The following is a 13,759-nucleotide window of genomic DNA, read 5'->3' on the forward strand; positions in this document are numbered from 1 at the left end:
TCACAGAATGTTGCTGAGGTCAGCAACGAAGTGTATGCCCTCCCCTAGCACCGGCCTCACGCTATCCCCTAAGACAGCGCCGACCGGCCCCCTTTGACGATTGAACAGGCGTACGAGACCATGATCGTGGCACAAGCACAGCCCGCCAGCGGCGACTCCGCCGCATCCCTCCCCGTGACGTTTGAGGATGTGCGGATGGCCCATGCCGCCATTCGGGACTCGATCATCAATACGCCCTGCCTCAAGAGCCGCACCCTCAGCGACATCTTCGGGGCCGAGATCTGGCTGAAATTCGAGAACCTCCAGTTCACCGCCTCGTTCAAGGAGCGCGGCGCGCTCAACCGCCTGCTGCACCTGAGCGAGGCCCAGCGCAAGGCGGGCGTTATTGCCATGTCGGCGGGCAACCACGCCCAGGGCGTTGCCTACCACGCCAGCCGCCTCGGCATTCCGGCCACCATCGTCATGCCGCAGGGCACGCCGACGGTGAAGGTGCAGCAGACGGCAAGCCACGGCGCGCGCGTCATCCTGCACGGCGAAAAGCTGGAAGAGGCCACCGCCCTTGCCCAGCAGCTGGCGAAGGACGAGGGGCTGACCTTCGTCCATCCGTTCGATGACGCGCTGGTGATGGCCGGCCAGGGCACCATCGCGCTGGAAATGCTGGAGACCGCGCCGGATCTGGATTGTCTCATCGTGCCCATCGGCGGCGGCGGACTGATCTCCGGCGTCGCCACCGCGGCACGCGCCATCAAGCCGGACATGCAGATCATCGGCGTGCAGGCGGAGCTTTACCCCTCCATGGCCGCCAAGGTGAAGGGCTTCGAGGCGATTTGCGACGGCGACTCGCTGGCCGAGGGCATCGCGGTCAAATACCCCGGCCAGCTCACCTATCAGGTGGTCAAGGCGCTGGTGAACGACATCGTTCTGGTCTCCGAGGCCGAGCTGGAGCGGGCCGTCTCCCTGCTGCTCACCATCGAGAAGACCGTGGCCGAGGGCGCAGGCGCGGCGGGTCTTGCCGCGCTGGTGGCCCAGGCCGCGCCCTACCGGGGCAAGAAGATCGGCCTCATCATCAGCGGCGGCAACATCGACACCCGCCTGCTCGCCAACGTGCTCCTGCGCGAACTGGCCCGCGAAGGGCGGCTGGCGCGCCTTCGCATCCGCCTCAAGGACCGGCCGGGCGAGCTGTTCCATGTCACTCAGATCTTCCACGAGCATCAGGTGAACATTGTCGAGGTGAGCCATCAGCGGGTGTTCACCAAGCTGCCGGCCAAGGGCACCTATGCGGACATCGAGGTGGAAACCCGCGACCGGGACCATCTGGACCAGCTCATCACCACCCTGCGCTCGCGCGGCTACGACGTGCGGGTGATCGAGGCAGTGTAAGCCCCGTTTCGGCAAAAGGATAACCTCCCCTTAACCGCTTCGCCCCATAGTGCGGCCAAGTACTGTGTGGGACATGTGGTCATGGCCAAGGGCAAGGGCGGCAACGATGTTCGCCCCATCATCATCAAGAGGGTCAAGAAGGTCAGCGGCGGCCACCATGGCGGCGCGTGGAAGGTGGCCTACGCCGATTTCGTGACGGCCATGATGGCCTTCTTCATGCTGCTGTGGCTGCTCACCGTCTCGGACAAGGTGACGCTGCAGGGCATCGCCGACTACTTCTCCCCCTCCAACGCCACCATGTCCAACTCCTCGGGCGCGGGCGGCATCCTGGCCGGCACCGCGCTGGAATCCGAAGGCGCGAAGGCCAGCGGCGCGCGCATCATGGCCATTCCCAGCTCATCGCCCAGCAAGGCATCCCAATCCAACGAGTCCGCCCGTGAGGACCAGCAGCAGAGCGAGCAGAACCCGACCTATGCGATGAAGCTGCCGACTGCCACGGACGCAAAGCTGCTGAAGGCGGAGGACGACCTGAAGACGGCCATTCAGGAAACCCCCGAGCTGCAGAAGCATCGGGACCAGATCATTATGGAGCAGACGCCCGATGGATTGCGGATCCAGCTGATCGACCGGGACGAACGGCCAATGTTCCGGCCCAGCACGGCCACGCCCTATGCCTTTTACATCCGCATTCTCCAGACCATCGCGGGCGTCATCCAGACCGTGCCCAACCGTATTTCCATTACCGGGCACACCGATGGCTCCGTCTCCGCCAGCGAAGGCCAGTACGGCAATTGGGAGCTGTCGGCCGACCGGGCGAATGCTACTCGCCGGGTGCTGCGGGACGCCGGCGTGCGCCCCGATCGCATGGCCGAGGTGACCGGGCGAGCCGCCACCCAGCCGCTCTACCCGGATGAGCCGAATCGGCCGGAAAACCGCCGTGTCGCCATTCTCCTTCTCAGGGAAGCGCCGGCCCTTGCCCCCGGCTTCGCGAATGGCGACTGACCCCGGCCTCGCCCTGCCTCACTCCTGAGAAAATCCCCGGTTTTCCCCTTTCCCGCGGCAATGGCGCGCCTATACTGAAAACTGTGGTTGAAGGGCGGCTTGCCGCACGCGGCATCGCCCTTCCGGCAGTGGCTCGTAGACTGTTCAGCGGGTGAGGATGAACGATCAGATACTTCAGTTCCCGCGCTTCTTTCTGACAGCGCCCGGCCCCTGTCCGTATCTGCCCGGCCGGGTGGAGCGGAAGGTGTTTACCGAATTGCGCGGGCTTGATGCCTCTTCCTTCAACGAAGCCCTTGGCCGCATGGGGTTTCGCCGCAGCCAGAATGTCGCCTACCGCCCCGCCTGCGACCGCTGCTGCGCCTGCCAGTCCGTGCGAGTGCGGGCGGATGCGTTCAAGCCCAGCGGCACCATGCGAAAGGTGCTGCGGCGTAACGGCGACCTTTTGGTGAGCGCCTGCGAGCCCTGGGCGACGGCGGAGCAGTTCGACCTGCTCCAGCGCTACCTGCATGCCCGCCACCCGGAAGGCGGCATGACCCAGATGGACGCGGACGACTACGCCGACATGGTGGAGCGCACGCCGGTCGATACGGTGGTCTACGAATACCGCGAGCCGAGCGCGAACGGCCCCGATGCGGACGGTGGCGGCCGCCTCGTCGGCGTGTGCCTGACGGACCACCACTCGGATGGCCTTTCCATGGTCTACAGCTTCTTCGAGCCGGACGGCGAACGCCAGAGCCTTGGCACCTACATCATCCTCGACCACATCCGCCGCGCGGCCGAGCTGTCCCTGCCCTATGTGTATCTGGGCTACTGGATCCCCAACTGCCGCCAGATGACCTACAAGATCCACTACAAGCCGCTCGACGTGCTGACCGCCAGCGGCTGGATCCCCATTGAGGAGCTGGAAACCGGCGAGCACGCCGGCAGACCCTCCATGCCCGCCATGGGGCACTACGCCTTCCGCCCCGCCGAAAAGGCCTGACGGCTTTTCTCAGACTATAGGATTTTTGCAGGGGTCTCGGGCCGCGTTTTCAGCGCACTCTGGAGACGCGGCCCAGTGAAAACAACAACCAGCCTCAGCGCCCCACCCACGGTTCAGCGCAGGTCTTTCCGCCCGCCAGGCTGAACGGCCCGATGTCCGGCTTTGCGCCGTCGTGGAGCCGCCCGCAGAAATCGACGCGCCCGGCGGGCAGCGGCTTGCCCCGCCCGGCAATGGCGTCCACATCCTTGGGCGTGAAATCGCCCTTGGCCGGGTTCTGGAACAGGCCGTTGCTCACCTCGTTCAGCAGCGCCGCCGTCCAGCCGGGGGTCGCGTTGGCTTCCAGCGTGGCAATGCCGCCATCGCGCTCCCGCACGCGGCCGTCGATGATGTTGTTGAAGATCAGCGCGTCGGACTGCTTATAGCGCACGTCGATCCCCATGGTGCCCGCGATCAGGTTGTTGTGGATGACCGCGTTCGACGCCTTGTTCAAATAAATGCCCACGTCGTTGGGGCAATTGAGGATGACGTTGTTGCGGATCACCCCGCCCTCGTTCTCAAACGCGCAACTCCGGTCACGGCAGGCATAGTGCGCCGTGCCGCCGCCGCCCAGCGACAGCCCAAGCCGGATGCCGCCCCGGTGCTTCCACTCGCACATCACGAGGTTGCGCTCGAACACGCCGCCCCGGTTCGCGCCCTTGAAGAAAGCGGCGTAGCTGGTGTTATCGGCGCCCACCTTGGCGAAATCCGCCAGAATGTTGGAGGCCACCCGCCAGCCATCCGCGCCGACGATATCCACCAGCGTGACCGGCCGGGTGGTGTTGCGGGGGCGGTCATTGCTGAACCGGTTGCCCTCGATGAGGCCATAGTCGGGCGCCTGTTCGCGCTTGCGCCCCAGGTTCACCTTGATGGGCGCGTTGAAGTTCCGCAGCACGTTGTTGCGAATGATGGTGCCCTTGGCGCTCTGCACGATATGCAGGGCGTGCTCGCAATATTCATCGATCGGGCACGTGCCTTCAAAAGAAAGATTTTCAAATACCCAGTAGGCGCCGTAAACGGCAAAGCCCTGCGTCGTGCGGACTTGCACGGTGGCATCGCCCAGCCGCGCCGCGCGCACGAAAATCGGCTGCTCCGGCGTGCCGCTGGTCATGGCTTCGAGGGTGCGCCCCACCACATAGGTGCCGGGCAGCAACAGAATATGGTCGCCCGGCTGCGCCTTGCGAACGGCTTTGGCCAGCTCGATCGTGTTGGAGACCATCGTTGGTGAAGCCGAGGGCAGGCTTTCCGCCGCCGGCGCGCTTCGCTCACCGTCTTCCGCCGGCCCCATCACCGGCAGGGGAACGCCCTCCGCCGAATAGCGGGCCGGAAGCGGCTCTGCCAGCACGCGCGGGCCGACCCTTTCGGAAAGCGCCAGCCCTTCCGCGCTGGCATCACCGATCATCTGAAAGCTGTGACGGTTGTCGTTCACCATCAGCGCGGCGGGAATGGCGAAGGCCCAGTCGATGGAGGGGTATTTGGCGCGCTGCCACGCCAGTTCGGGCTTCAGCGCCCGGCTCCAGGTCCGCATGAACGGCTCCTGAAACCGGTATTGCGTCCACAGCGCCGCTGCGATGACGACGACGGCAACCATCGCCAGCGCAACTGCGCCCAGCCTGAAAAGCCGCCGCCCCAGCCGTGCGGCCCCGCCCCTGATGCCCTGTTCCATTCAGCCCCCACCAAGCCGCCCCGCATGAGAGGGTGCGGCCCTTGCCTCAAATACGGGCGGCGGGGGCTCTCCTGTCAATAGCCGAGGTTCGGTCTCAGCCACCGCTCCGCCTGCTCGACGGAGACGCCGCGCCGCCGCGCGTAATCTTCCACCTGATCCTTGCCGATACGCGCCACGCCAAAATACTGCGCCTGCGGGTGAGACAGGTAATAGCCCGAAACCGCGGCCGTCGGCACCATCGCAAAGCTTTCGGTGAGCACGATGCCGGTGTGCTGGCCGGCGTTCAGCAGCCGGAACAGCTCGGGCTTCTCCGAATGGTCCGGGCAGGCAGGATACCCCGGCGCGGGGCGGATGCCCTGATACTTCTCGCGGATAATCTCCTCATTGCTGAGGGTTTCATCCGCCGCATAGCCCCAGTATTCCTTGCGGACGCGCTCGTGCATCCGCTCGGCCAGCGCCTCGGCAAGGCGGTCCGCCAGCGCCTTGAGAAGAATATCCGAGTAATCGTCATGCGCCGCCTTGAAGCGGGCCAGATGCGCCTCGATGCCATGGCCCGCCGTCACCGCGAAACCGCCCAGATAATCGTTCTCGTGCGCCACATAATCGGCAAGGCACATGTTGGGTCGCCCTTCCCGCTTGGCGAACTGCTGGCGCAGGAAGTGCACGCGGGAGAGTTCCTTCGTCCGCGCGTCGTCCTCGAACAGGATTACATCGTCGCCATCGCGCGCGGCGGGCCAGAAGCCGATGACAGCCTTGGCGGTCAGCCACTTCTCCTTGATGATTTTCTCCAGCATTGCCTGCGCGTCGGCGAACAACTGGCTCGCGCTTTCGCCCACCACCTCGTCGGTGAGGATCGCCGGGTAAGTGCCCGCCAGTTCCCACGAGCGGAAGAACGGCGTCCAGTCGATGCGCTCGACCAGATCCTCCAGCGGATAATCGTCGAACACCTTCGTCCCGAGGAAAGACGGCTTGGGCGGCACATAACCGTCCCATTCAATCTTCGCGCCGTTGTTCCGCGCCGCCTCCAGCGAGATAAGCTCGGATTCCTTGTTGTTGGCGCGCTTGATGCGGATGGCCTCATACTCGGCCGCCACGTCCGCCACGAAGGCGTCGCGCCCGGTCTCCGAAACCAGCGCCGTCGCCACGCCCACCGCCCGGCTGGCGTCTAGCACATGAACGGTCGGCCCCTGATAGCAGGGCGCGATTTTCAGCGCCGTGTGCACCTTGGAGGTGGTCGCGCCGCCGATCATCAGCGGCAGGGTGAACCCCTCGCGGGTCATCTCTTCCGCCACCGTGCACATTTCATCGAGCGATGGCGTGATGAGGCCGGAGAGGCCGATGATATCCGCGTTATGGTCCTTCGCCGCCTTCAAAATGGTCTGGAACGGCACCATGACGCCAAGGTCAATGACCTCGAAATTGTTGCACTGGAGCACGACGCCCACGATGTTCTTGCCGATATCGTGCACATCGCCCTTCACCGTCGCCATGACGACGCGGCCCTTGGCCTGCTGGCCTTCGGATTTTTCCGCTTCGATGAAGGGAATGAGGTGCGCCACCGCCTTTTTCATCACGCGGGCGGATTTCACCACCTGCGGCAGGAACATCTTGCCCGCGCCGAACAGATCGCCGACCACGTTCATGCCCGCCATCAGCGGGCCCTCGATCACCTCGATCGGCCGGGCGAACTGCTTGCGCGCCTCCTCCGTGTCATCGATGACGTGGGCATCAATGCCCTTCACCATCGCATATTCCAACCGCTTGACGACCGGCCAGGAGCGCCATTCCGCTTCCTGCGTTTCCGCCTGCCCGCCCGCCTCGCGGTATTTCTCGGCAATGTCCAGCAGCCGTTCGGTCGCATCCGCCCGCCGGTTGAGAATCACGTCTTCCACCCGCTCGCGCAGCTCGGCGGGAATTTCATCGTAAACGTCCAGCTGGCCGGCGTTGACGATGCCCATGTCCATGCCTGCCTGAATGGCATGGTAGAGGAACACCGAATGCATGGCACGGCGCACCGGCTCGTTGCCGCGGAAGCTGAAGGAGATGTTGGAAACGCCGCCCGAGATTTTCACATGCGGGCAGCGGACCTTGATCTCCCGGCACGCCTCGATGAAATCGACGGCGTAGTTGTTGTGCTCATCAATGCCCGTGGCGACCGCGAAGATGTTGGGGTCGAAAATAATGTCCTCGGGCGGCACATGCGCTTTTTGCGTGAGCAGCTTGTAAGCGCGCTCGCAAATTTCCACCTTGCGCGCGCAGGTGTCCGCCTGCCCCACTTCATCGAACGCCATCACCACCATGGCTGCGCCGTAGCGGCGCACCAGGCGGGCCTGCTTGAGAAACGCCTCCTCGCCTTCCTTCATGCTGATGGAATTGACGATGGCCTTGCCGGAGACGCACTTGAGGCCGGTCTCGATCACGCTCCACTTCGAGCTGTCGATCATGATTGGCACGCGGGCGATATCTGGCTCGGCCGCGATCAGCTTGAGGAAGGTCTCCATCGCCTTTTCGGCGTCCAGCAGACCCTCGTCCATGTTGATGTCGATGATCTGCGCCCCGGCCTCCACCTGCTGGCGCGCCACATCGAGCGCAGCCGTGTAATCGCCCGCGAGGATCAGCTTCTTGAACCGGGCGGAGCCGGTCACATTGGTGCGCTCGCCAACGTTGATGAAGGTGGCAGTGGCTTGGCTGGTCATTTTTCGATCACGCAAAACTTGAGGGCGGCATGGGGCTGGCCCTTGCCTGGGAAAATATCGGTCAGGCGGCGAAAGCCTCAAGGCCGGAAAGGCGCAGCCGCGGCTCGGGATGCGGAATGGCCCGCGGCGGCAGGCCCGTCACGGCCTCGTTTATCCGGGCAATGTGCGCGGGCGTCGTACCGCAGCAGCCGCCAACCACATTGATGAGGCCGTGCTCCGCCCAGTCCGCGATCAGGCGGCCGGTGGTCTCCGGCAGTTCGTCATATTCGCCCATCTCGTTCGGCAGGCCGGCGTTTGGATAGACGCACAGCAGCGTGTCGGTAATCTTGGCGAGCGTCGTCACATAAGGGCGCAGCTCGGTCGCGCCGAACGAACAGTTGAGCCCCATGGTCAGCGGGCGGGCATGGCTCACCGCGTGCCAGAAGGCCTCGACCGTCTGCCCGGAGAGATTGCGGCCGGACATGTCGGTCAGCGTCATCGAGACCATGACCGGAATTTCCTCGCCCCTCGCCTCGGCCGCCTCATCCACCGCCACCAGCGCCGCCTTGGCGTTGAGCGTGTCGAACACCGTCTCGACGAGAATGAAATCAACGCCGCCATCGAGCAGGCCATCGATCTGCTGGCGGTAGACGTCCTTCATCTCATCGAAGCTGACTTCGCGGAAGCCGGGGTTGTTCACATCCGGCGAGACGGAAAGCGTCTTGTTGGTGGGGCCGATCGCGCCCGCGACGAACCGGGGCCGCTCGGGCGTTGAGTATTCATCCACCAGCGCGCGGGTCAGCTTCGCCGCCGCCACATTGATATCGTAGGTCAGGTCTTCCGTGCCGTAGTCGGCCTGGCTGATGCGGTTGGCGTTGAAGGTGTTGGTGGCCAGTACATCCGCGCCTGCTTCCAGATATTGGCGGCAGATGCCGGCGATATCGTCGGGGCGGGTGAGGTTGAGCAGGTCGTTGTTGCCCTTCTGGTCGCGCGTGAAATCGCGGCCGGCGCGAAAATCCGTTTCCGTCAGCTTCAGCCGCTGGATGGCGGTCCCATAAGGACCATCCTTCACCAGAATGCGGGCGGCGGCCGCCTGCTTAAATTGCTCTGCCTTCTGCGCCCTGTTCATGCCGCAACCTCCACATCCGGCGCTGTTGCGGGCCGCACCCCCAGAAGGTGGCAAATGGCCCCGGTCAGCTCAGCCCGGTTCAACGTATAGAAATGAAATTCTCGAATGCCGCGCTGATAGAGCCGCGCGCACAGCTCCGCCGCGATGGTGGCAGAAACCAGTTGCCGCGTTTGCGGCCGGTCGTCCAGCCCGTCGAACAGGCGGCCCATCCAATCGGGCACGCTCGCGCCGCACAGCTCCGCCATGCGCTTCAGCTGAGCAAAATTGGTGACCGGCAAAATGCCCGGCACCACCGGCACCTCAATGCCCGCCGCCAGCGCCAGATCCACAAACCGCAGGTAGCAGTCGGGATCGAAAAAGAACTGGGTGATGGCCCGGCTTGCGCCCGCATCGACCTTGCGCTTCAGGTTTTCGATATCGGCAATGCGCGAGGGGCTGTCCGGGTGGCACTCGGGATAGGCGCCGACGCTGATTTCGAACGGCGCGATTTTTCTCAGGCCCGCCACCAGATCGGCCGCACAGGTGTACCCCTCGGGGTGCGGCACGAACGGCGTGTTGATGCCGGTCGGCATATCGCCCCGCAACGCCACGATGTGACGAACGCCGCTGTCCCAGTAGGCCCTCGCCACCTCATCCACTTCATCCCGGCTGGCGGCAACGCAGGTCAGGTGCGCCGCGGGCACGAGGCTGGTTTCATTCAGGATGCGGGTGACGGTGTTGTGCGTGCGCTCGCGCGTCGAGCCGCCCGCGCCATAGGTGACGGAGACGAACCGCGGGTTCAGCGGCTCCAGCGTCTTGACGGAATTCCACAGCGTCTCTTCCATCTTTTCCGTCTTAGGCGGAAAGAACTCAAAGGACACGCCGATATCGCCGGGTACATCGGCGAACAGCGGGCGGAAGCTCGGGGTCAGGGGGTTCATGGGCTTGCCTTATCCTTATTTCTTTTCGCCGAGCCACAATGTCACGGTCAGTTCGCTTCCCTGCAGATGCTCCGCAACCCTTGCCTTGAGACCAGCGGCCTCCATCCATTCCGTAACCTGCCGGTCCGAAAATCCAAGACGGCGATGGGCATGTTCCTCGCGCAGGAATTCCTTATCGTGCGGAGCGAAGTCCGCCACCAGCAGCCGCCCTTCGGGACGCAACACCCGCGCGGCTTCCTGTATGGCCGCCTGCGGCTCCTCCGCATAGTGCAGCACCTGATGAATAACGACGGCATCATAAACCGCCGTGCCGTTGAGCGCATACATGTCGCCCATGCGAACCTGCACGTTGCGAAGCTCCGCCGCCTCCAGCCGGGTGCGGGCGAACTTGAGCATTTCCTGGCTGGTATCGATGCCGACGGCGCGACTGACATGCGGGCCCAGCACCTCGAGAATGCGGCCGGTGCCGGTGCCGATGTCCAGCAGGTTCTCCACCGGCTTTGCCATCAGGTGGCGGATGATCGCATCCTCCACCTCCCGCTCGGAAATGTAGAGGGAGCGCACCTGATCCCACTCTTCGGCGTGCTCGGAGAAATAGGCGTTGGCGCGGCTCACCCGCTCCGCCTGCACATCCTTCAGCCGGGCAATGTCCCCGCACAGCGTCGGATCATCAGCGGGCACCAAAACATCCAGCATCCGGCGCAGGATTTCGGCCAGCTCCCCTTCCGCCAGGCGGAAGAACACCCACGCCCCTTCCTTGTGGCGCTCCACCAGGCCGGCATCGACCAGGATTTTCAGATGCCGCGACACCCGTGGCTGGCTTTGCCGCAGGATCCGTGTCAGATCGCTGACGGCCAATTCGCCATAGTGCAGCAACGCCAGGATTCGCAGGCGGCTGGGGTCGGCCGAGGCCTTGAGAACTGTGAGGGCTGCTTCCATACATGTGGACATAAAGATATCTTTATGTTGCGTCAATAGATCGATAGACGCCAGAACGACTGGGCGCGCAAAACGTTCACCCGTTCAGGGTAGCCGGTGGCGCAAGGCGACGATCCGCCCAGGCAGGCGGCGCCAAATCCAACTGTCAGGAAAGAATCAGGCGGCAGGCAGCAGAACGGTGAAGCGCGCGCCCAGCCCGACCTTGCTGTCGAGCGAAATGTCGCCGCCCATGAGCCGCGCCAGCCGGCGGGAGATGTGGAGGCCAAGCCCCGTGCCTTCCGGCTTGCCGGTGTAGGTATCGCCCACGCACTGCTGGAACTTCTCGAACACGCGCTCGTGATTTTCCGGCGCGATACCGGTGCCGGTATCCCACACGGTGAAGGCCACCATGGGCGTCGCGCCGGGCATGTGGGCAACATCGAGGCCGATGCGCCCGCCCTCCGGCGTGAACTTGACCGCGTTGGTGAGAAGGTTGACCAGGATCTGGAGCGCGCGCCGCTCGTCCGCCATCACGCGGACCGAAGGGTCGCAGCGCACGGCGCTGAGGTCGATGGACTTGGCCTCGGCGCGCAGCAGCAGGAGACTCCGGGCCTGATCCACCAGCGGGGCAAGGCTCATGCCCTCCAGCGTCAGGGTCAGCTCGCCGCTCTCGATCACGCTGACATCCAGCACGTCGTTGATGAGGCCGAGGAGATGATAGCCCGCCGTGACGATATCGTTGGCGTAGGCCACGTAATGGGGCTGCAAATCGCCGAACACCTGCATCTGCATGGCCTCGGCAAAGCCGATGATGGCATTGAGCGGCGTGCGAAGCTCATGGCTCATGGAGGCCAGGAACTCGTTCTTCGCCTCCAGCGCCAGCCGCGCCTGCTCGGAGGCCACGTCGAGCGCGGTGTTCTTCTTGGTCAGCTCGGCCAGCGCGTCTTCCAGATTGCGGTGGGCGCTGCGGGTCTGCTCCTCCATCAGGTAGGTGCGCGTCACGTCCATGCCGACGCCGCGATAACCCCGGAATGCCCCGGCGTCATCGAACACCGGCACGCCCGCCAGATGGAAGAGGATGGCATCCCCGGCCGCGTCCTCCATCACCATCAGCTGGTTGCGGAACGGCGCATGGGTGGCGACAGCCCTCTCGAACGGCATGTCGCCGGCCATGTTGGCCTCGAACCGCCCCAGGGACTGGAGCGGCTTGCCGATGAGCATGGCGACCGGACTGCCGATCAGCGCCGTCAGCCGGTCGGAGAGCGCCGTCAGGCGCTGAAGCTCGTCGATTTCCCAGAACCAGTCGGACGAGGCGCGGGCGAAATCGCGGAAGCGGGCCTGATCCATGATCGCCGACTGGGTGCGGTTGACCTGGGCAGTCGCCTCCTGCAGCGTTCCCGTCACGCCCACCACCCGGCCGCCATCGCCGCGCATCGGCGTGAAATTGGCCCAGTAGTGGCGAACGACGCCGCCCACGGTGACGCTGAGCGAGCGGTTGACCTGCCGTCCCCACAGCAGCGCCGCGTCGATGCCAGTCTGGAACGATGGAATCCCCACCTCCGCCTCGCTGCCGCCGCAGGCGAGATTCAACTGGCGAAAGGCCTCGTTACAGTCCACCACCCGGCCGTTCCGGTCGGCCTTGAACAGCAGCGTATTGGCCTCATTCTCAAGGGAATGGACCGTCGCGGACGTCGCCTCGTTCTTCTGATCCCCCTGCTGTTCGGGCGTCCGGCGGGCCGAGCGCAAGGGGGGAAGCACCAGCACCGGCCCTGTCTCATTCGAGCCGGAGTCAATCCGCCCCATGCTGCACCCCATCGATCGCCAGCACGTAGGATGCATCCCGCTGCCACAGCTTCAACACCCGTTCCGCCCTTGCGGGGTCCAACTCATCGTACAGCTTGAGAATGGTGGTCAGCACTTCCGGCCGCTGCATGGCCAGCGGGTTATTCACCTGCCCAAGCAACAGGACGATATGGGCCATGATATCCCGCGACATGCCAATGGCGCGCGCCAGAACAATGAAGCTCTCCAACTGCCGGCTGGAGATGATATGCCAGCCGATGCGGCTGTCGATCTGGGCCCGCTCGCAAATGCCGGCCAGGAACAGGGCAACGCGCTGCTGCCGCAGCACCTGGAGAAGAAACGTGTCTGTCAGTTCCCCCAGCTCCTGCAGGCGCCGGGCCAGCCGGTGGGCCCGCGCCTGAAGGCTCTGCCCATCCTCCATCTCGACGACGGCCTGGCGCGTCGCGCTCTGCAGGGCCGCATCCAGGGTTTCCTCGTCTATGGTGAATTCGGTGAGAATGCGCCGGCGCAGGGCCGCCGAAACCCACCAGTACATGCGATGCGCTAGCTCCGGCGGCAGGTCCGAGCGGGACAGGAGCGGCTCCTGGAACCGGTCGAGCCGGCGACTCTCGGCCACCAGATACTCCATCGCCCGGCGCGACAGGGCGGCGTCCTCGTTGCGAATCAGCGCCTCGATGACATCGGGCGAGCCGTGCTCGATCAGCGCATCGGCCACCGGCTCGCTCAGCCGGTCCCGCATGGCGATGGCAAGGCGGTGCTGGTCCGTGCGCTTCTTGACAATCTCGATCAGGTCCGAGTCCTGCAGGACCTTGCTCTGTTCCAGCAGCGGGCGGGCGACCTCGATCTCGTCGTTGGCCAGCATCCGCTCCAGCTCGGGCAGGTCCACCTCTGAGCGCAGCAGCATCTCGGCCAGGTTGCGCCGCACGTCCATCTCGATGCTCTTGACCAGCTTGGTCAGGACATCGGTCATCAGCGCGCGCTGCTGTTCCGTCAGGCGGTAACGATCGGGCAGGAAGAAATCGATGATCGCATGAATGAGCTCCTTGCGCGCCTCGTGTGACCGATCCGCGGCTAAGCCCAACAGCTTCTCGATATCATCCTGACTCATGCTTTGCTGGCCAGCTGTCATCTCCACCGGTTCAGGGTTAACGCGGCGGGAATTAATAAGCCATTACCATGCAAGAAGAAAACGCATCAATCCAGAGGTTTAACGCCGCCACCAGCAACCAACGCCCTGTCCGGGGTAAT

The 13,759-nt window shown here is 64.5% G+C and carries 10 protein-coding genes; 3 read left to right on the forward strand and 7 right to left on the reverse strand.

What is annotated here, in order from left to right; translation table 11 throughout:
- Window positions 1-120: 120 nt before the first annotated feature.
- From L0C21_RS09375 to L0C21_RS09385, 3 genes are all read left to right on the forward strand, one after another.
- Entirely contained in the window at window positions 121-1,380 is a 1,260-nt protein-coding gene (locus L0C21_RS09375; RefSeq protein ID WP_259278099.1) for a threonine ammonia-lyase, read from the forward strand.
- 81 nt (window positions 1,381-1,461) lie between these two features.
- A complete protein-coding gene (locus L0C21_RS09380; protein WP_259278100.1) occupies window positions 1,462-2,382 on the forward strand; it encodes a flagellar motor protein MotB in 921 nt (306 codons plus the stop codon).
- A gap of 157 nt (window positions 2,383-2,539) precedes the next feature.
- Complete coding sequence (locus L0C21_RS09385; protein ID WP_259278101.1) at window positions 2,540-3,364, forward strand: arginyltransferase; 825 nt, start codon at window positions 2,540-2,542, stop codon at window positions 3,362-3,364.
- A 94-nt stretch (window positions 3,365-3,458) separates the two neighbouring features.
- Here the strand turns inward: L0C21_RS09385 and L0C21_RS09390 are convergent, their stop codons facing one another.
- The 7 genes from L0C21_RS09390 to L0C21_RS09420 all read right to left on the reverse strand — a co-directional run bounded on the left by L0C21_RS09390 (window position 3,459) and on the right by L0C21_RS09420 (window position 13,619).
- On the reverse strand, window positions 3,459-5,066 hold the full coding sequence (locus L0C21_RS09390) for a chondroitinase-B domain-containing protein (protein WP_259278102.1): 1,608 nt from the start codon (window positions 5,064-5,066) through the stop codon (window positions 3,459-3,461).
- A 74-nt stretch (window positions 5,067-5,140) separates the two neighbouring features.
- A complete protein-coding gene (gene metH / locus L0C21_RS09395) occupies window positions 5,141-7,762 on the reverse strand; it encodes a methionine synthase (protein WP_259278103.1) in 2,622 nt (873 codons plus the stop codon).
- A gap of 61 nt (window positions 7,763-7,823) precedes the next feature.
- Window positions 7,824-8,870: a homocysteine S-methyltransferase family protein gene (locus L0C21_RS09400; protein ID WP_259278104.1), complete on the reverse strand. Its 1,047-nt coding sequence runs from the start codon at window positions 8,868-8,870 to the stop codon at window positions 7,824-7,826.
- A complete protein-coding gene (gene metF / locus L0C21_RS09405; RefSeq protein ID WP_259278105.1) occupies window positions 8,867-9,790 on the reverse strand; it encodes a methylenetetrahydrofolate reductase in 924 nt (307 codons plus the stop codon). The genes L0C21_RS09400 and metF overlap by 4 nt, the downstream gene beginning before the upstream one ends.
- Window positions 9,791-9,805: 15 nt before the next feature.
- Complete coding sequence (locus L0C21_RS09410; RefSeq protein WP_259278106.1) at window positions 9,806-10,741, reverse strand: ArsR/SmtB family transcription factor; 936 nt, start codon at window positions 10,739-10,741, stop codon at window positions 9,806-9,808.
- A gap of 144 nt (window positions 10,742-10,885) precedes the next feature.
- On the reverse strand, window positions 10,886-12,511 hold the full coding sequence (locus L0C21_RS09415; RefSeq protein WP_259278107.1) for a sensor histidine kinase: 1,626 nt from the start codon (window positions 12,509-12,511) through the stop codon (window positions 10,886-10,888).
- Window positions 12,498-13,619: a DUF2336 domain-containing protein gene (locus L0C21_RS09420; RefSeq protein ID WP_259278108.1), complete on the reverse strand. Its 1,122-nt coding sequence runs from the start codon at window positions 13,617-13,619 to the stop codon at window positions 12,498-12,500. Before L0C21_RS09420 ends, L0C21_RS09415 begins: the two co-directional genes overlap by 14 nt.
- Window positions 13,620-13,759 lie beyond the last annotated feature (140 nt).

Origin of the sequence: Pedomonas mirosovicensis, from assembly GCF_022569295.1 — a bacterium.
Classification (GTDB): Bacteria; Pseudomonadota; Alphaproteobacteria; order Sphingomonadales; family Sphingomonadaceae; genus Pedomonas; species Pedomonas mirosovicensis.